The sequence below is a fragment of the Microcystis sp. M090S1 genome, assembly GCF_020246295.1.
In the GTDB taxonomy this organism is placed as follows: Bacteria; Cyanobacteriota; Cyanobacteriia; order Cyanobacteriales; family Microcystaceae; genus Microcystis; species Microcystis aeruginosa.
Genome location: NZ_JADBTF010000108.1, coordinates 1 through 19,796, shown reverse-complemented (window position 1 = coordinate 19,796; position 19,796 = coordinate 1). Strand labels below are relative to the sequence as shown.

Genomic DNA, 19,796 nt, shown 5'->3' with positions numbered 1-19,796 from the left:
GCGACCATAAGACCAGAACAGAGTAAATCTGTTAAGGCAGGTGCGAAAAATCCTTCGGGAAAGAAGCAGAAACCCAAATCGTGAGGTTTGGGAATCGCCGTCCGTTTTACGGCGGCGAGGATGTCAATTGAGATCTGAATCCTCTTTGCTGGGATTTTTAAAACCTAGACCCAAACTAACTTTGGCACGGGAACCTGCACAGTTGCCATTCATCCCTTGATTCAGCAGACGCTATTTAAAATTGTCGTCGTGAAAAGATGAGGATGGAGATACCCAATAATAGACCAGTATAAACGAGACTGTAGAGGGCATTAGCGATTAAGACATCAGCACTAGGCAGCAAACCATAAACGGCCTCGTTTCTAAAATTCAATCTCTCTAAATCTGGGAGAATTAGATAAATATTTTTAGTGATAGCGAGGATATTGGGATTTTTGCTGATTATACCCAATTGGATCAGATCTTTGCTGATGTGACCCATTAGATAGACCCCAAAAGTCATTAACGTGGCTAAAATCGAACTGGTAAATACCCCAAAAGCGATCGCCACGGCCGCGATGAGAATTAATTCCAAACCGAGATAGAAAACCGAGACAATCAGGGGTAAAGGTTGAAAAGATACTTTCATCCCCAGCAACATCAGCAGGTAAATCACCAACATTACCCCCAACATCACCGCTAAAACCCCGGACAAACCCAAGTGTTTACCGAGGATAAATTCGGCCCGACTCAGGGGTTTAGGAATCAAAACTAAAATAGTTCTCTTGTCAATTTCCTTATTAATTAGCCCTGTACCCACAAAAACCGCGACAATTACCCCTAATAACCCGATAGCGGCTAATCCCAAGTCAAGAAAGATTTTCTGATGGGTTCCCACCGCAATTTCTGGTAATAAACGCCAAGCGAAGGCCATCAACAAGGCAAAAAACCCGATAAAGTAAAGAATGCGATCGCGAATAACCTCGCGAAAACCATTAGCTGCGATCGCCCAGATTCTCAGGATACTGATACCCATAGCCTTTCATCAAAATAATATCTGTCTTTCCTAGATTAAGAGATTGTTTTATCCCCTCATTATGCCCAATTATTAACGTCCCTATTTGATCAAGAATACACCAATCTATTACTTTTTTGCTGGCCCCGTGTAGGTAATTTTCTCCTCGACAGTTTCGTTTATGGCTTAGGAATATCAATTTTTGAGGTTTGAGGTTTTGGGTATGATTAGGTGTTGACAATCTCACCGTTAAGCCTACGACTATAGACTATAATGGGAGATTGCTGCTTCTACTCCTCTTAACTAGACACAATCGGAAAATTATGCCCCCGTCAGACCGAATCCACAAGCATTTTAACTTAACGTCCATCGACTGCCAGGCGGCGGACGGAGCTAAATAAGGATCGGGAGGTCAGTCCCCGTCATACCTAACGATAAAGGGCGCAAACCTTACGCCCTTTACAGAATGATTTTAAACCGATTGCTCTAGCAAAATTGTCTGTTTACCCGATGTTAATAATAACTGGGTTTGCTTAATTTCTCCCTTGTGGTTACGCCATTGAATGTCAACGGGTAAAGCGGTATTAGGGTCAATTTTGCCTAAACCAAAGTGTAATACTGGACTTCTCACGCCAGAATGACCATTGCCCCCATCTACCTGCGCCACCAGCTGACTGCCATCAGGTAGAGACACCTTAACCGCTGCGCCAATTGCGGGGATACCCATTTTCCCCTTTTCTGAAGAGGGATTAGGGGAGAGCGCAGGGTTTAAAAGCTCTAATTCCAGAGATTGACCGATATTTGGACTATCATTGCGATAAAAATAAGAGGTTTCCCACTGATTTGCCACTACAAAGTCTAAATCCCCATCTCCATCCACATCGGCGGTGGCAATTCCTCTGGTGACAGAGGGATCATCTAAGCTTAATTGCGATGCCAAATCATAGTAACGTCCATCTTTACCCCGCACAAAAAAGGGATTATGTTGATGACCACTTAAATCGTCTCCATCTTGGAAATGAAACCAACTATTGGGGATTTTCAGGACTTGATCATTACTCATGGCTAACTCATGTAATTCTGGCCAACGATTGATGTCACCTTTACGAAATCCTGTAGCTTGCAACGCTTCTAACTCCCCATCATTATCAAAATCGCCGAATTTTGTTTCCCAACTCCAGCCACTACGAGAGACTCCCAAGGGTTCGCTTTTATCGACATAAGGGGCGATTCCTCGGGACATTTTCTCCGTTTCTCCCGTACTGGTAAAGAGAAAATGACTTTCCTCTAGGGCGTATTCCGAAGCAATATTACTCACATAGATGTCTAAGAGTCCATCATGGTTAATATCCCCGAAATCTACCCCCATTCCCTTAAAGCCATCATGGCCCAATACCTTAGAATTAGGTGTCGTTAACCCTTTTTGCCCTTCCAGTAAGGCAAATTGGAGATGTCCTCTAGTAGAACGATTATGTAAGAGGCGATCGGGTCCGAAATCATTGGCAAAATAAATCTCTGGCAATAAATCCCCGTCTAAATCGGCTGTTCCGACGGCCAATGTCCAACCATGAGCAATTTTCTCCTCAAAAGCATCTTGGACTTCTTGATAAGTCACTCCAGTGGTAGAGGCATCGGACCACAAGAAAACTCGATTTTTACCGCCATTATAAGCACGGGTCATCGAATCTTGCATTTTTTCGATTTTCTGGGAATTGACATCCAAAATCTCGGCATTATCTTGGAAGTAATTGCCAATGATTAAGTCTGGGTGTCCGTCCCCATCTAAATCCGAGAAGGTTGCCGCATTGGTGTACCATTTTTCCCTTTTTTGGCTGATTTGCTGCTGAAGATAACCTTGATCTTGCTTGATAAAAGCGATCGGTGTTCGTCCCCAATAATACACCAATAGATCCCTGAGTCCATCCTCATTGAGATCACTAGGAATACATCCCATCGGGGCCATGGTTTGGTCGTTGTAGTCAAAATCGGTGACATTGAGGGTGAAGGGCTGATAACGATTGCCCGTACCCGGAACAGGGGAGATAATCACCTGATTGCTTTGGGTTTCTACATGACAGAGATCATTATCCCAGCCATCTCCATCGAGATCCCCCAGGGCAACTGCCGCCCCAACTGCCGAAATCCAGCCCGAATGACGGCTTAAACTGGGATTTGTCGGTCTTTCTACTTGATAGGGTTGATTTTCTAATTCGGGTAAGGGAAAACGAGTAAAGGCAAAGCGAGAAGCGATCGCATCTCTTTCGGCCATTGATAGGGCGGGGAGACGGGAAACAGAGAATAAGACTAAAATTAGCCCCAATGCCAAGATAGACTTACTATGGCCTCGGATGAATTTTTCCAAACGATTCATGGTTTCAAAGAAGTAACTACATTCAATCTAAGCTTAAGACAGTTGAGGGGATTAGGTGCGAAAATGACTTTGGATGGCTTGTCGCCATTGTTCATAGGCAGGGATTTGGTCGTGGTAATCTAAGCCGATGAGGGTATCATCAGTGATCTTGGCTGTTTCAGTAATAGCCATTCCACACAAAATTTGACAGGCTATTTCGGTATTTTCCGGGCAGTTTTCGGCTAGTAAACGTGCTTTTGCCGCAAAAGCTGCTCCCTGGGCTAATTCGGCCCTATAAGGTTCAGCCAGCTGTTTTAAATGTTGAATTTCTTCGGGAGACACTCCCCCCGCATAAGTACAAGCCAAGCCGATCCCACTCCATAAATGGGGTTGAAGCAGCGGGTCGAATTTTTGGATCTGATCGGCAATTTCGGCAATATTTGCCCCTTTCACAAACCAAAGACTGCGCCCTAACCCTTGGGCAAAGACAAGACGCGCATAACCCGATAATTCTTGAGGAGACTTTCTCTCTCGGATATACTTAGGCCAGGCAAAGTATCCCTGATGAAATCCATAGCCGTCAAGGGCTAACCACCCTAATAGAGAATCTGGAAAATGTTGGGCAGAATCTGCTAATTTTTGGATATAAAAGCGCAAAGAAAAGGGAATACGGGCTAATTGCCATCCTTTCCCTACATAGGCCATGTAAATATGCTTTTTCCCCTCGTTTGCTAAAAAATGCTCAAAGCGATTGCGCTTCCTCAGGGTTAAACAATCTAGCAAAGATAAAGCCATCGCCGCCCCTTCATAAGCAAATCCTCTCAGATTGAGGGTGACACCTTCAAGAAGAGGAAACAAGTCCGCGAGAGAATGAGCCATAATTGCTGCATTATAGCCATAGATAAAAGTTTGCCCGATCGTTTCCAAATATATCTGTTTTTGAGGCTGAACAGCCAGGCCGCCGCTTTGCGGATCACAGATGAATCCACGCTGATTAAAGGTTGCCGCTTGGGGTGAAAGGAGCAACAATCGTTGTGGAAAACGATTTACCTGCCTAGGAGAAAATTTGTGATCAAAATTGACAGCAGGATGCTCGAAGGGTGTGCCTGAGAAATTAGATGCCATTGTTAAAAAAAGTTGACAAAGTTGACAAAGTTGACAACCCTTGATGGGAGGTCTAAGATATGACCTCATGTTACCTTAAACAAAGTTTATTTGATGAATCCTTATCCCTGTTAACAACAATGGCTAACTTTCGCCTTCAAAATTCCCATTCTTTAAAATATTGGTTTTGGGGTCTTTTAGGAGCTTTTATGGGATTTAGCCTGGGAACAACCGTTATTATCTTCTATTTTAGACCAGAATCATCCTTGAAAGCTTCCCAGTTATCGATTTCCCCGACGGTTTCTCCTGATACTCCCGAAGCTGTTGCTGCCCTTGGTTATCTTGAACCTCAAGGTGGAATTACTCAAATATCAGCTACTGCCTTTTTGGAAGGAAGTAGAGTAGATAAAATACTGGTAAAACAGGGAGAAACAGTTGAAAAAAGCGAAATTTTGGCTATTTTAGATAATAATGCCCGTTTGCGAGCAGCCCTGAAACAAGCTCAAGCAAATCTGGGTTTAGCAGCATCTAAACTCGAAAAAGTGAGAGAAGGGGCAAAAAAAGGCGAAATTATGGCTCAAGATTCCCGTATGCGTCAAAGCAAAGCGGAATTAGAGGGACAAATAATGAGGCAAAAAGCAGCGATCTCTAGTTTGGAATCGGAACTTGAAGGGGAAAAACTAGGACAAAAAGCTACCGTTGAAAGAATTAAAGCAGAATTGAATAATGCTCTCACAGATTGTCAACGTTATCAATCTTTATACCGTAATGGTGCAGTTTCTCAAGGGGAAAAAGAGCGATTTTGTTTAGAGGCGACAACTACACAAAAAAGACTCCAAGAAGCTGAGGCTAACTTGCAACGCATTACGACTACCTTAGAACAAAAAATTCAGGAAGCCAGAGCCAATCTACAACGAACTCTTAATACTTTAGAACAACAAATTCAAGAAAACCAAGCTATGTTAAGTGCAGTTACGGAAATTCGTCCTGTTGATCTTCAAATTGCTCAAGATGAAGTAATGACAGCTAAGGCTAATGTAGAACGCGCTCAGGCGGAATTAGAATTATCCTATGTGCGTGCGCCCCATGCAGGAAGAATTTTAAAAATTCATACTTTTCCCGGAGAATTAGTGAAAAATGAAGGAATTTTAGATTTGGGAAACATCCAAAAAATGTATGTGACAGCAGAAGTGTATGAAACGGATATTAGTCGAGTTAAATTAGGTCAATCTGTAACGATAAAAACCGATAAAATGCTCGGAGATTTAGAGGGAACCGTGGAAGAAATAGGTTGGAAAGTGGGACGACAAGATGTTTTAGGAACCGATCCTGTTGTCGATACAGATGCTAGAGTTGTCGAGGTAAAAGTTAGCTTAGATCATCGCTCTAGTGCTAAAGTTAATCGGTTAACTAACTTAAAGGTTAATGTGATCATTCACCCTAACTAAATAACTCATTCAGAAGATGAATATTCCCACTGCTTGGTTACAATTAGCTCATAAAAAAACTCGTTTAATTGTTGCACTGTCTGGTATTATTTTTTCCACTGTGATTATTTTTATGCAGTTGGGAATTCGAGATGCTTTATTTGAGAGTGCTGTTCATTTACATAATAGTTTGGAAGGTGATGCTTTCCTGATTAGTCCTCGTTCTACATCCTTAATTGCCATGGAAAGTTTTAGTGAGCGAAGACTATTACAAGTCTTATCCTTTAATGAAGTGGAATTAGTCAGTCCAATCTATGTAGGCTATGCTCAATGGAAAAATCCCGATACAAAAAACTATTGGCGTAATATTTTTGTAATTGGAATTGATTTAAGATATCAAGCATTTAAGGCTGTGGGAATCAAAGAAAATTGGCAAAAATTAAAGATAAAATATACCACCTTATTTGACCAAAATTCTCGGAGGGAGTTTGGAAATATTGCTGAAGATTTCCAGAAGGGTAAAACTATTATTACCGAGGTGGGAAATTCTGGTAATAATCGAAAAATAGAAGTGGTTGGTCTCTTTGAATTAGGTACATCTTTTGGTTCAGATGGTAACTTACTAATGAGCTACCCTAACTTTTTAAGAATATTTCAGAATCGTTCATCTCGGTTCATTGATATTGGCTTAATTAAGTTTCAACCAGATATTGATCGGCAATCCTTACTCAAAAAGTTAAAGAAATATTTGCCGAAAGATGTCAAAATATTAAGCAAGCAAGAGTTTATTAACTTTGAAAAAAATTATTGGGCAACCAGTACAGCTATTGGTTTTATTTTTAATTTGGGGGTATTTTTAGGATTAGTGGTCGGGATTGTGGTTGTTTATCAAATTCTTTATACCAATGTTGCAGAACACTTAGCAGAATATGCAACTCTAAAAGCAATGGGATATCACAATCGTTATCTTCTGTGGCTCGTCTTTCAGCAAGCTCTGATTATTGCAGTATTGGGTTATATTCCTGGCTTTTTATTAGGGATGATTCAGTATTATTTTACCCAAAAATACACCTTACTTCCCATTGAAATGACCCCTACTAGAGCAATATTCGTCTTTGGCTTAACCTTGCTCATGTCCTTGATCGCCGGAGCCACGGCTATTAATAAGCTCCAATATGCCGATCCTGCCGATATTTTTTAGAGGATGTTTGAAAAGGTTTACGGGTAGCGTAGTCATCTAGGCCAGCCGCCTCAACAGGAGTCGGCTCATGCTGGGATAAATGAAAGCGGCGGAAGTTTCGGGTTAAGCTCATTTAAACCACTAATTGGCTATAACCAGTCTAGGAGAGTCATTTTTTATCGGTTATTTTTATCTCACATTCCTCGGGTTATCCTTTAGATCGGGATGTGATAGTTCTCTAAAGCTAATTTCAGTTGAGCAGGAATTGGAGTGGGTCTGGTTTCACCATCCTCTCGTCGCATACAGGCCGTCTGTTGTTCCCCTTTTGCCACTAATTCTTCACCTTCATCAGTCACTCGCCAATATTCAAATAACATGGTAATTCGGTTTTGTTTAATCTCTCCTAAACGCATCCGAATAATAACATGATCAAAGGCAAATAATTCGGACAGATACTCACAGGATACTCGAACCGTTACTAAGGCTAATCCTTGGCATAATTCTGTGATAATATCTGGGGCATTATCTTTGAGAAACATTTCTCGACAACGACCTTGCCATTGCACATAATTGGCATAATAAACATTACCGACTAAATTGGTTTCTTGAAAACTGACAATGTGATGATATTCGTAGGCTTTCATCATGATTATTTAGCGATTTTTCGAGATTAACAACGGTTTTAAAAGAACGCTATTGACAATTGACCAATTTTGTCAGCTGCTTGTCATCTTATTTGGTCGATTGTTGCTTAACAACTGCGATGGCAAATTCTACTCAAATATGTCTAAACCGCGCTCTGGGTAGGCAAACCATATAAAGTTCATTTTGTCAAGGATTGTTAAGATGCGCTTACCCTGAGGGGCCTAAAGTAGGAATTTTAAGATGATCATAGGTTATCCTGATAATGGTAAACTAAACACAAGTTTTTTATTTTCTGATTATACCTCATGAATCAACCGTTAACTCGTTTTTCTCAAGAATGGTGGTCTGCCTATCAAACGACATGGAACGAACAAGAAAACTTAGGTAAAAAGTTCACTAAATTGGGAAAAGTAATTCTTTGGTTTAGTGATCGTCAGGGGGTTTCTGTTTGTTCAGAATGGGATGATCAGGGTCAGATTGTTAGTTTAGAACTGATTGAAGAAATGGATGAATCTTTACCTATTTTTTCAGCAACTAGAGAGAATTGGGAACGATTTGTTAATCAAGAAATTGGTGCAGTTAAAGCGGTAATGACAGGGTTAATTGATTATCGAGGATCGATGACGATTATTGTTAAATATGGTCGTCACTTTGATTGTCTAGCAGAAGTAGCTCAAAAAGTCAATTAGTTATTTTACCTCCTAATTTCTCAGTAGTGCATTAAATCCTTCTTGTTGAAAATGGCGATCAAAAGTTAAAACATCGGAGAGGTTTTGTTGTCTCATAATCAACATCGAAGCACAATCTGTTAAGCGATAGCTTTTATCTCGTCTTTGGCGATAAAATAGCAATGCTTCGGTAAATAACTGAGAGGTTTGAGGGATAATTTCTACTGATGAGTCTTGGTGTAATTTATCCACAATGTCTAGGGCAGCATCCCTTAAATACCCACCCCTTCCAGATAAGGCATTGAGTAATTCAGTTAACACCATTTCGCTAGTAACAGATAGAAATATATCTAATTCGTCGGTAATAGCTACAGAAGATTGATGTAAACTATCACGAGTGTCAACCAGTGCTTGAAGATAAGCAGTATCTAAAAAAATCTTTCTCATTCGTCTTCGTAATCCTCGTCTCTGGGTGCGCCATACATATAATGTTCAAAATTGCGAGCAAAATCTTTAGGTAATTTGTTCCACTCTTCAATGGGAACTTTTTCACCAATTTCCACAATAGCTTTCCAAAAGGGTTTGTGGTTAGCGGTTTCTAAGGAAGAAGTATCACTATTTTCGCAGGGGATAGGAGTAGGGTTAGAATTGTCCATTGTTTTTGAAAGATTAGGATATTATTTATTATATAGCAATTAGGTGGGAAAGGCATGGCTGAGGTGACAGCTAATTACGACAAAACATGGAAAGAAGCGATTAGCACTTATTTGGCAGAGTTCTTAAACTTCTTTTATCCCAATATTTATCAAGAAATTGACTGGAATCAAACCCCTATTTCCCTTGATAAAGAATTAGAACAAATTACGGCAGCTGCGGAAACTGAGCAACGCTATGCTGATAAATTATTGAAAGTTTGGTTATTAGATCATCAGGAAATCTGGCTTTTAATTCATATTGAAGTCCAAAGTCAATATGATCTAAAATTCCCTCAACGAATGTTTATTTATAATTATCGAGCCTTTGATTTGTACCATAAACCTGTTATTAGTTTAGCTATTTTAGGGGATGAAAGTAGGTCTTGGCGACCTGATTTTTATCAATATGGGTTAGGGGGAAGTCAAGTGAGAGTCGATTTTTTAATGGTCAAATTATTGGATTATCAATGGGAAGACTTAGAACAAAGTGAGAATATTTGGGCTATAATAGTCATGGCACACCTAAAAACTAAGGCTACGACTAATAATCTCAGGGAGCGTGAACAATGGAAGTGGAACTTAGTCAGAGGTTTATATCAAAGGGGATTAACCAAGTTTGAGATTATCAATCTAGGGAAATTCATTGATAAAATGATGACCTTACCCCCGCAACTTCAACTTAACTTTAAAACAAAACTCAGTCAATACGAGGAGGAAAACAAAATGCCTTTTTTAAGCACCATAGAAGAAATGGCTCTCGAAGAAGGAGCTAAATTAACTAGCCAAAAGTATATTATTTTAGCTTTACAAAGTCGTTTTGGGGAGATTCCTAATTCCCTGATTGAAACGATTAACCAAATTGAGGATGTGTCTGTCTTAGAGAGTCTTTTTGTTCCCAGTATTACTATTAATTCATTGGAGGAATTTCAACATTTAGTTAATGACTCTTTATCTTAATTAATACGAGGAGGAGAGCAATCATGCCTTTTTTAAGCACCATAGAAGAAATGGCTCTCGAAGAAGGAGCTAAATTAACTAACCAAAAACATATCATTTTGGCTTTACAAAGTCGTTTTGGGGAGATTCCTAATTCCCTGATTGAAACGATTAACCAAATTGAGGATGTGTCTGTCTTAGAGAGTCTTTTTGTTCCCAGTATTACTATTAATTCATTGGAGGATTTTCAACAGCTAGTTAATGACTCTTTATCATAATATGAGAAGGAGAGCAATCATGCCTTTTTTAAGGACTTTAGAATAAAAGGAAATAGGGTGAGCAGAACCCACCCTAGGTTAAGTTTATTGGTGTTTCTTGCGAAGTTGAGTTAACCCCAGTCCACCAATAGCAAAAAGTCCTAAGATTGAACTAGGTTCTGGGATGCACGGAATTGTCTCAGTGCTTGTAACCACTGTTGTGTCAGGTCTAAGTGTTGCAATTGTCGAACCGTTCTCCTTTGCAACTAAATCAATAAATTCATTTTGATAGTAAATAGTACCAACAGGTGGAGGCCAAGAAGTCAAATTGTTAGCCGTAACTGTAACTTCTTTTGTACTAAATAGAGTTAATCCCAAGTCTGGAAGTTCTAGTTCAATCTGAAAAGTAAATATAGAATTGACAGGAAAGTCTAAATCTTGTATGGAAGAAGGATTATTAACAAACTCCAGATAGCCATTAACTGTATCTGGAACAGAACGAATGTTAAGTGAACCCAAAAGGGAAGTATCTGTACTAAATTCTATTAAACTATTTGTTACTGGAACTGTCCATTTGTCTTCTATAGGATCGTAAACTGGAGCATTTGTTTGACATGCAGCTACTACTTCACCGGGAGTTGGGGAAGTAGCAGTGGTAGATATATCTCGACCACTTGTTCCACGATGTCCACCTCTAAGAGCAACTATAGGATAAACAACTCCCATATATTCTATTTCAGTGTAGGGTTTCTCAAGTTCCGCAGTCATGCAAATAGTTTCAAAGATACTAAACGGTGAACCTGCCAATACTGGAAAACTGTAGCTCAAGACTACAAAACTGCTGTAGCCCAACAATATGAAACTATAATTAACAAGTTTATAGGACAAATTTAGCATTTTGATAATCTCCTTTTTTAGGATTTTCTTTGTACATTTCTGTTTCAACCAACACCGCAAACATTAATAGACTCTCAAACCCTGGTAGTGAAACCATAACCGTCATAATACGCACGGTTTCCGATGCCAACTAAACCATTGAAGGAATCGAATTTTGGAATTGATGGGCTATGGCATAGAACGAGTTAGTTAGGACGCTTTCAATTTTCAAACTCTTATCGGTCAAGGGTTTCAGCGATTGATTGTCCTAACCACCCCGCTCTTTGCTATAATACTAAAGGTAAATACTCATTTACCCCCATTTTCCTAATACTTTCTTTAACTTTGGCTGAAATTTAAACTAATCTCCCCTCATTCATAGGTGGAAAACGATGATAATACATGGCAATCATCATGGGAATTAGAACCATTAAGTTATAGAAAAGATGCAGTTCTAACCGAGGAAACCAAATTTGTCCAATACTAATAGGAACGCGAGAATCCCATAAGTTTTGACCAATAACAGCTTGTCCTAAGAGTAAAGCGTGTTCAAAATGATGATAGAATTGTAATCCTAAGGCCAAATCCCACCAAAGACGAGCTTTTCCATGAAAAGAAGGACGAAAAATAGCTAACCCTAATAACATAAAAAGAGCGTGTCCATAGTGTAGCCATTCCGAGCGCATTAACCAAGGTTTCCAGAGTCCTAATAACCCTAAACATTCTGGTCTCGGCCATCCTAAACCCCACAATTGATAAGCTTGAATAATATGTTCTGAGATGTGGGCAATAGTCACTATCATAAAGATTTGCATCCCCAATTTATGCCAGCGTCCATTCATCGCATAAACGAAAGAACGGATCATATTTGAAATCGGTTGAATAGGATTTCTTCGATTAGGAATTTGTCGAGTTGTCGTCATGATTTGGTTCTCCTGTGGTTTAAAAAAGGGTAAAACTGGATAATTTTTATCAGAAAACCTTTGCTGGTTCTGTCTGAAGTAAGTCCGATTTTTCTGGAACTGTTTGGACAAATATTGCCAAGATGAAAGCTGTCTTGATTTCTCTGAAAGAAACAGGTAAAGTGATGATTAAATCCTTTCCTGAAGATAACCACAAAATAGGGGATAAAGGGGTTAATTGTTGAGAGAAAGACGATAAAGTTAACGGGATATCGAGACTCAAACCCGCTTTCTTAATACTTTCTTTAGCAGACCAAATGCGAGTCGCTGCAATATTAAAATCCTCATGATTCTCTTGACTAATTACCTCCGCTAAATTAAAGGAATTTTCCCCCAATAAATCGCGCCACATCTGCACATCACGGGGGATAATCGGTTCCAGATCGCATCCTGACGCACCCTTAAGCACAAGGGTTAAATCTTCCGCATGAGACACCGAAACCGCCTCGTTATCGCTTAATTCGGGCTTGCCATCCCCCCGACGCTGAATTACACTAGGGGATGAGGTTAACATCCCTAAACTGCGATCGCTTCTGACTCGTCTTTCTACCGTTGCATCCCGATCGAGAATTAAAGTTAAATCAACATTAGGCATCACCTCCTTAATCTTTCGTTCTAAATAACAGGGTAAAAGGGCTGGAATCCAGGGATCTTGAGGATTTCTGTGTTTAATCACCTTTAATTCCAATCCTTGCCACACTTCTAAGAGATTGCCATCGTTATTGAATACCTCAAGATCATAGACAAAGGTATCTCCTTGATGCAGTCTTTCTTTGGCTGAAACAAACTGATTTTCGCCTAAATTGACAGAATATACCGTTAAGCGTTCTATGCCAGTGGGTAAAATAGTGGCATGGGGAACACAAGCTTGTAAAGCATGGATAACGGCATCTCTTGCCCCTGCATCGCCTAAAATCAGGGATTGAGGTAAATAACGACTAAACCAAGCAGTTTTTTGCTCAATCTTAATTTCTGCAATACATTCGGTTGCTTTGAGATGAGAATAACCCTTAATTCGTTGAAATCTTGCTTTATGGAACAATAAATGACCATATAAGTCCGTATCTGGATTAATTTGAGGGTTATTTTTTCCTTCTTTAAGGGGGACAGGGGGAATCAATGGGCGACAGTCTGGCGCCCCCACAGAAGAATGGCTGATGATGGCTTCAAAATGATCGATACTAAACCCTGTATTGGCACAGCGAATAACGGCCTTAACCTTTCCAGAATCGGTGATTAAGGTAGCAATTTGTATCTTTAAGGGTTGATCGGCAGAAACCACGATCGGACGGTTAAATTTAACCGATTCAAACCTTAATCCTCCAGTTTCCCCCTTGTTAAGGGGGACGGAAGGGGGATCTTGGTTTTCCCCCTTGTTAAGGGTTTGATCCTCCTTCCTTGCTAAGGTGGGGAGTAATGCAGTGGCCACCTGCGCGATCGCTTCTAACCCCAGGACACCGGGGAAAATGTATTCTCCTTGATAAACATGATCTTGTAAATAAGGATCATTGTCTAAGGATAATTCTGCTTCAGTAATCAGTTCAATTCCCGTGTAATGAACTTTCTTTGTCTCTAAAAAGCGTAAAAAAGATAATTCTTGCGGTTTTAAGCTTAAAGTCGGCGGTTCACCAAAACGCCCGGCGATGATAACAGAGGCAGTGGGTAGGGATTGATTTAAAAGTAAATGTAAGTATTTAATGCCAATATCGGGAGAAATAGGGGTAATACCTTCATTTCTTAGCTTTTCAACTGTTCCTAAACGTTCTCCCATGCCAATACCGGACCAAACCGACCATTCTAGGTTTAAACAGCGACAATTAGGGTATTTTTGACTAAATTCCGCTACAATATTCCCTAACCATTCATTGGCTAACCCATAGTCTGCTTCTCCTTTCAATCCAGTCTCGGCAATAATTGAACCGAAGCTGATTAAATAGTTGAGAGAATCGGGGTTAATTCCCGTTAAGATATGTTGCAAACCCTTGACTTTTGGGGCTAAAGTTGCTAAGAAATCTTCTGGCTCAAGATGTTGAATTAATTTCGGTGTATTAACCCCTGCACCGTGTAAAATTCCCGTAATTTCTCCTAAATTTTTCTTAATTTCGGCGATAGTTTGCTGAACTGACTCAGCATCACTGACATCACAAGAATAATAATGGACTTGGATGTTTGCAGACTTCATTCTTGCTAAATTTTCGGCTAATTCTCGGTTATCTTCAGGTTGAGAACGTCCTAAAATCGCTAAGGTGGCTTTATTTTCTTTAGCTAAGGATAAGGCACATTCTGAGGCAATACCTCTCCCTCCCCCCGTCACCAAAAGAAGCTCCTTGATTTTGCTTTTATTTGACCTTTTTAGGGCTTTTTTCTGCTTAGGGTTATCGGTATCTTTTTCTAACCCTAACAAGTTTAATTGACGAACAAACCGTTTTCCGTTTTCATCATAATAAACTTCTGTATAGCTATCGGTTGCAGTGATTTCTGAGAGAATGATATTAACTGCATTGGGATGATGAAAAGGAATATCAATCACACAGGTAGGAATCTGACGATTTTCTAGATAAAAAGTTCTCGCAAAGGACGCATATCCTCCTCCTTGTTGAATCAAAATCAAGGGTTTTTTCTCTTTTATAGATAATTTTGCTCCTTTTAAAAGCAAATCAATTTCTGATTCATCAGGATGGGGGTTTAAACAAATAATGATCCCTTTTTCCTGCTCATGCTTTAAGGTGGGTTGTAAAACAGATAAGTTAGGTAATAAAGGATGATCAGCATGGGCGATAATATGCCAATTTCCTGCTTTTTCTCGATTTATTTGCTTTTTATCTGATTTAATTAACGGTTTTTCGATTAATTCAACCGTAAACGCACGCACCCAATTATCAACACCCATCGGGATTGATTCTTGAGGAATTTGAGGATTATTTTTGCCTAATTCTTCTAAAGCTGCTGCTAGATCCTGAATAGTTGCATTGGCATAATCTGTCGGTGAATGGGGAGGAGATAAGTCTAACTGACGCGCTGCTTCGATCACTAATTGACTGACACTGATAGAATTAAGGTGCAGATCCGCCAGCAAGCGATGATGATTTTCAATGGTTTCTAGGGGTAATTCTGTTTTTTGTGCCACCAATTGACGAATAACTTCAATTTTTGAGGTTTGAGGTTTCAGGTTTGAGGTATTAGGTTTGAGGTTTTGGCTATGATTAAGTAATAAAAGATCAATATTCTCTACTTTTGCCTGTTGACTTTTGCCCTTTGCCTTGATCTCACATGGATTGGCAATAAAATGGGGTTGATAGTCTAAATTAAAGGGACGACTAAATCTATCTTCAAATAACCCTTGATAGTTAACCTTGACACCATTAACAAACATCACTGCAACCGTTTTCAATAACCCTTGTAAAGACTCACTACTGCTATCGAGAGAAATTACGGGAATATCCGTTATATCTGCCACTAAACGGCTTAATATTGAACCAGAACCCACTTCAATGAATAAATCAACCTCTTTCTCTGCTGACTTGACTGCATCGATGAAGCGCACGGGTGAGGTCATTTGTTCTAACAAAAGCGAGCGCCAGTCGGTATTTAATGGCAATTTTTCGCCTGTTACGGTAGAAATAACCGTTTTTTGCAGGGAATTTAAGGGATAAGTTTGTAAATAATCTTCTAAGGGTTGCACAGCCGGGGCCACTAGGGGAGAATGGAAGGCATGGGAGACAGGCAAATAAACGGTTTTAATGCCTTGATTTTGGGCTTTTTCAACAACATCTTTAATCCCTAAGGCCTCTCCTGAGATTATTGTCTGATAGGGTGAATTTAATCCCGCAATCTCAACGATACGTCCATTTAATAAACTTTTAACCGTTTCTGCATCGGCGTTAATGCTGGCCATTCTACCTGTTGGGTGGCCCAGTTGTGCCATTGCTTGACCGCGAATTTTAGCTAGATTAATTAATTGAGTGTTATCGTAAGCATTTGCCCAAAATAAAGCGCATAATTCCCCTAAACTGTGTCCTATGGCTAAATCTGCTTTAATATTTAAGTTTTCTAAGAGTTGTAACCCCCCTAGGCAAGCCGTAATGATCGCCGGTTGAGCAATATTCGTCACCGTGTTATCCTTACCCTTGGCTAACTGAGCCTTGTTATATAATTGTTTAATCACAGGAAAACGTCTTTCCCAGAGTCCCCCATGAAGATAAACTGGTGCGGATTGCCCCGGAAAGAGAAAACCTATTTTATTGATCTGTTTTTCGTGATTGGTAAAGATATTATCTAAATTTTGACCGGGGGGGATCAACGAGTGCAAGCCTTGCGCTCCTACAAGGTGATTGGTTAAGCTATCGGGGGAAGATGCAATAATGGCCAGACGATAGGGTAAATGAGGATTTACCTTTTTCGCTAATTCAACGGCAAGATCCGTCATTTCTGACTGGGATATGCGAGGAACAATATTTAATAACCGATTAACCTGTGCTTGTAAGTCTTCTTGACTATTTGCACTCAATAGGAATAACTCCGCATCTTGGGGAGAATGGATTAATTTTTGTTCCTGTGGCGTTAAAGTGTGACGACGAATCTGACTTAATCCCTCTATGATAATATGACTATTAATGCCCCCAAAACCCATGGCACTCACTCCTGCCCGTAAAGGTAAGGAATTTGGCCAGATTTGCCCCTCTTTTAATACCTGTAATCTTGCCTTGTCTTCGGTTAACCGAGCCTGAGGGCGATCGCATCCCGTCACCGGTGGTAAAATTTGACGATGAACCGCCATAGTCGCCTTAATTAACCCTGCTATCCCTGCCGCCGCCTTAGTATGGCCAATATTCGCTTTAATTGAACCAATAACGGCTTTATTTACCGTATCTGGATGAATACGAGATAAGACTTCTAATTCGGTTCCATCACCCACCGCCGTTCCCGTACCATGGCCTTCAAAATAAGCTATAGTATCTCCCGTAAATTCAGCCCGTTTATAGGCGCGATTTAAAGCAAATAACTGTCCTTCCACTTCTGGGCGAGTAATTCCCCCTTTGCCATCGGAAGAAATCCCCCAACCCTGAATAACAGCATAAATCCGTTTATTTTGGGCTAGGGCATCCCCATGACGCATTAACACCAGAAAACCGCATCCTTCCCCCGGAATAAACCCATTAGACCCTTGATCATACACTTTCATCTCCCCAGAGGCTAAGGCCCCCGTTTTGGCAAAACCCACCAACTCAAAAGGGTCCATACTAATATCCACACCCCCGACTAAAGCGATATCTAAATCTTCAGCGACTAAAGCCGAACAACCATTCGCTACTGCCAGTAAAGAGGAACTACAAGCCCCATCGACGATATATCCACCCCCTTTTAAGTCAAAATAATTACAAATTCTCCCCGCTATCGTATTTGCGAGATTTCCCGCTAAAGATTCCTCTCCAATCGGTTCAAAGGGTTCTTTAAAGCGATTTTCTAATTCATTTAAGAAAATTTGCCGTTCTTTGTCCGATAATCCTTGTTTTAATAATTGTTCTTCTACCGTATGACGCACATAGGGCCAACGCAATCTTAAGGTATTAGCCCGCGATAACTCGCCTGTGAGGGTATTTCCCAGTAAAACCCCGGTTGTTTCTTTATTTAACCCCTTTCCGTCGGGAAATCCGGCATCATTCAACGCCTGAGACGCAATATCTAACGCTAACCAGTGGGCTAAATCAGCCGAACGAAAGGTACTCCCCACCACTTTATAAGCAATGCGATCGAATTCATAGCCCTCAATAACGGCAGCTTGAGTCGAATAAATGACATCGGGGGCGCTTTTATCGGGAGAATAGTAGTCACTTAACGATAATCGCTCTGAGGGAAAGCGACGAAATGCCCGACGCTGAGACAGGACATTTTCCCATAATTCCTGTGGAGAATCGGCATCAGGATAAAGACAAGCCATGCCAACAATAGCAATTTGAGGAGAAGCTTTCATAGTCAATGACCAGGAGAATGTTACTGTAGGGGCGTAAGACTTACGCCCTTTTCATTTGTAGTTTGTAGCTAAAAGCTGTAGGGTGGGCTTTGCCCACAAAAACCGCATAATATATTGGTTAGGGACTTGATAACAGGCCGGAAGCCTGTACTAGGGGGAATTTTGCTTTCAGGGGTTCAACCGCTAATATCAACCCTCTGAAACAACACACCAGCGTCAATCCGAAAAACATCCCAAAAACAACATGAAAGGACATCAAAATGCCATAAGCAACGGCTACAGATGCCCCGAAAATTATCTGCTCACGGGGGTTAATTGGTGTTGTTCCCGGATCCGTTACCATATAGAAAGTAAAGAGGACAAAAGCCACCCCTGTCATGGGTAATAGGGCGGGGATTAACGCTGTGTGAAAGATAGCACTTCTGAGGATTGCTTGTAAGATAAAAGCCCCTAACCATCCCGCAATTAAAGGCAATTTACGAGTAAAACGGGCATTTAAAAACGTTCCCGTACAAACAATTAAGACGGGTAAAATCCAATCTGCCCAACCGCTTAAATTCTCGGTAAACTGATAGGGGGGCGCGATGCCAATCCAAGGAAATAAGAGTAAGGTAACGCTAATACCAAAATTAGAAGGATTGAGAAAATGACGGGTTTTATCCGCCACTTTTAACCGAAAAATTGCTTTAGATCCGATAGCCACCGCTACTGCAAACATAATCGGAAATAAACGCTCATTAGCATAGAGTAACATAGCGATCGCTAATGAGGTAATATGGGCAGAAAGCAGAAAATCGACAAACTGACCGATACTTCCTAAATATCTAGGTTTAAAGCCATTTACCCTAGCATCAACGCTTTCTAATAATAATTCTACGCTGTAACCTGTTGCTAAAGCCACCAGAGGTTGCGCCCAAGATTGTTCAAATCCGAGGACAGTATGACCTAAAATATTGAGAAAGGTAATCGCTATAGCAAAGCGTCGTAATCCTGCTAAACGGTTAGGTTGATAGGAAACCGTAGAACGCTCTACTGAAGAGCTAAAATAGGGAAGATTAAATAATTGAGTGGTTGTCATGGTTATTGTTGAAGATGAGTTAAAGGAAATTATCTTTCCCAAAAGTGATTTACTGAGTGATGAACCCCCTATGGAAACAGAGTTACATCTGCGTCAATTGATGCTTTTGATCCAATCACTAGAGTTATTATGGAAAGACCGCCAAGATTTCTATGCTTTTGGTAATCTGACTATTTATTACAGCCCTAATCAACGAAAATCAGAATATTTTAGGGGTCCTGATTTTTTTGTGGTTTTGGGAGTAGCAAGAAAACCGCGTAAAAGTTGGGTAGTGTGGGAAGAAGAGGGGAAATATCCCCATGTCATCATCGAGATTTTGTCTGATTCAACGGCAGAAACTGATAGAGGTTTAAAGAAAGAAATTTATCAGGAAACTTTCCGGACTCCTAATTATTTTTGGTTTGATCTCACCAGTTTAGAATTTAAGGGGTTTCAGTTGATGGCAGGAAAATACGAAGAAATTGCAGCGAATGAACAGGGCTGGTTATGGAGTCAACAGTTAGAATTATTTTTAGGGATTCATCGGAAATTTTGGGTCTGAAACCCCGCCGTTCTAGGTTGGCTTTACGTTAGAATTAAAAGGCCAGTCTCGAAAACCAAGTGGACGGCGCAGCACCTTGAAAACTCGGCTTAGGGGGTTCCGACCAGAAAAG

16 protein-coding genes are annotated in these 19,796 nt (G+C 40.4%); 6 read left to right on the top strand and 10 right to left on the bottom strand.

The genetic code is table 11. From position 1 onward, the window contains the following. Window positions 1-235: 235 nt before the first annotated feature. From IM477_RS05035 to IM477_RS05025, 3 genes are all read right to left on the bottom strand, one after another. Window positions 236-1,015: an ABC transporter permease gene (locus IM477_RS05035; RefSeq protein WP_287730787.1), complete on the bottom strand. Its 780-nt coding sequence runs from the start codon at window positions 1,013-1,015 to the stop codon at window positions 236-238. Window positions 1,016-1,466: 451 nt separating this feature from the next. Further along, window positions 1,467-3,365, bottom strand: a complete 1,899-nt coding sequence (locus tag IM477_RS05030) for a CRTAC1 family protein (RefSeq protein WP_287730786.1) — start codon at window positions 3,363-3,365, stop codon at window positions 1,467-1,469. 51 nt (window positions 3,366-3,416) lie between these two features. Beyond that, a complete protein-coding gene (locus IM477_RS05025; protein WP_287730785.1) occupies window positions 3,417-4,469 on the bottom strand; it encodes a DUF1702 family protein in 1,053 nt (350 codons plus the stop codon). Between the two features lie 59 nt (window positions 4,470-4,528). Between IM477_RS05025 and IM477_RS05020 the strand changes: the two genes are divergently transcribed. Further along, on the top strand, window positions 4,529-5,896 hold the full coding sequence (locus tag IM477_RS05020; protein WP_287730784.1) for an ABC exporter membrane fusion protein: 1,368 nt from the start codon (window positions 4,529-4,531) through the stop codon (window positions 5,894-5,896). 16 nt (window positions 5,897-5,912) lie between these two features. After that, window positions 5,913-7,076 (top strand): ABC transporter permease DevC, encoded by a 1,164-nt coding sequence (gene devC / locus IM477_RS05015; RefSeq protein WP_287730783.1) that lies wholly within the window; start codon window positions 5,913-5,915, stop codon window positions 7,074-7,076. A gap of 194 nt (window positions 7,077-7,270) precedes the next feature. On the opposite strand, the gene IM477_RS05010 is transcribed toward devC, so the two are convergent. Further along, window positions 7,271-7,702 carry an acyl-CoA thioesterase gene (locus tag IM477_RS05010; protein ID WP_172970477.1) on the bottom strand — a complete coding sequence of 144 codons (432 nt, stop codon included), beginning with the start codon at window positions 7,700-7,702 and terminating at the stop codon, window positions 7,271-7,273. Window positions 7,703-8,005: 303 nt separating this feature from the next. Between IM477_RS05010 and IM477_RS05005 the strand changes: the two genes are divergently transcribed. After that, on the top strand, window positions 8,006-8,389 hold the full coding sequence (locus IM477_RS05005; RefSeq protein WP_012264713.1) for a hypothetical protein: 384 nt from the start codon (window positions 8,006-8,008) through the stop codon (window positions 8,387-8,389). A gap of 12 nt (window positions 8,390-8,401) precedes the next feature. On the opposite strand, the gene IM477_RS05000 is transcribed toward IM477_RS05005, so the two are convergent. Beyond that, on the bottom strand, window positions 8,402-8,815 hold the full coding sequence (locus IM477_RS05000) for a type II toxin-antitoxin system VapC family toxin (protein ID WP_287730781.1): 414 nt from the start codon (window positions 8,813-8,815) through the stop codon (window positions 8,402-8,404). Next, on the bottom strand, window positions 8,812-9,024 hold the full coding sequence (locus IM477_RS04995; RefSeq protein WP_002762577.1) for a hypothetical protein: 213 nt from the start codon (window positions 9,022-9,024) through the stop codon (window positions 8,812-8,814). The genes IM477_RS05000 and IM477_RS04995 overlap by 4 nt, the downstream gene beginning before the upstream one ends. Before the next feature lie 54 nt (window positions 9,025-9,078). On the opposite strand from IM477_RS04995, the gene IM477_RS04990 reads away from it, so the two are divergent. Together IM477_RS04990 and IM477_RS04985 are read left to right on the top strand one after the other, a co-directional pair. Further along, window positions 9,079-10,020, top strand: coding sequence for an RpnC/YadD family protein (locus IM477_RS04990; protein WP_147069346.1), 942 nt, complete (start codon window positions 9,079-9,081; stop codon window positions 10,018-10,020). Window positions 10,021-10,043: 23 nt separating this feature from the next. Continuing rightward, the gene (locus tag IM477_RS04985) at window positions 10,044-10,277 is read left to right on the top strand and encodes a hypothetical protein (RefSeq protein ID WP_125732017.1); all 234 of its coding nucleotides are present in this window, start codon (window positions 10,044-10,046) and stop codon (window positions 10,275-10,277) included. An 84-nt stretch (window positions 10,278-10,361) separates the two neighbouring features. Here the strand turns inward: IM477_RS04985 and IM477_RS04980 are convergent, their stop codons facing one another. From IM477_RS04980 to IM477_RS04965, 4 genes are all read right to left on the bottom strand, one after another. Beyond that, window positions 10,362-11,024 (bottom strand): PEP-CTERM sorting domain-containing protein, encoded by a 663-nt coding sequence (locus tag IM477_RS04980; protein ID WP_287730779.1) that lies wholly within the window; start codon window positions 11,022-11,024, stop codon window positions 10,362-10,364. Window positions 11,025-11,488: 464 nt separating this feature from the next. Beyond that, a complete protein-coding gene (locus tag IM477_RS04975) occupies window positions 11,489-12,055 on the bottom strand; it encodes a hypothetical protein (RefSeq protein WP_287730777.1) in 567 nt (188 codons plus the stop codon). A 49-nt stretch (window positions 12,056-12,104) separates the two neighbouring features. Beyond that, window positions 12,105-18,065: a type I polyketide synthase gene (locus IM477_RS04970; protein WP_287730776.1), complete on the bottom strand. Its 5,961-nt coding sequence runs from the start codon at window positions 18,063-18,065 to the stop codon at window positions 12,105-12,107. Window positions 18,066-18,183: 118 nt separating this feature from the next. After that, window positions 18,184-19,143 (bottom strand): enediyne biosynthesis protein UnbU, encoded by a 960-nt coding sequence (locus IM477_RS04965; protein ID WP_287730775.1) that lies wholly within the window; start codon window positions 19,141-19,143, stop codon window positions 18,184-18,186. Here IM477_RS04965 and IM477_RS04960 point away from each other — a divergent pair. Then, entirely contained in the window at window positions 19,142-19,684 is a 543-nt protein-coding gene (locus IM477_RS04960; RefSeq protein ID WP_072319874.1) for a Uma2 family endonuclease, read from the top strand. The two genes, IM477_RS04965 and IM477_RS04960, sit on opposite strands and share 2 nt — an antisense overlap. Window positions 19,685-19,796 lie beyond the last annotated feature (112 nt).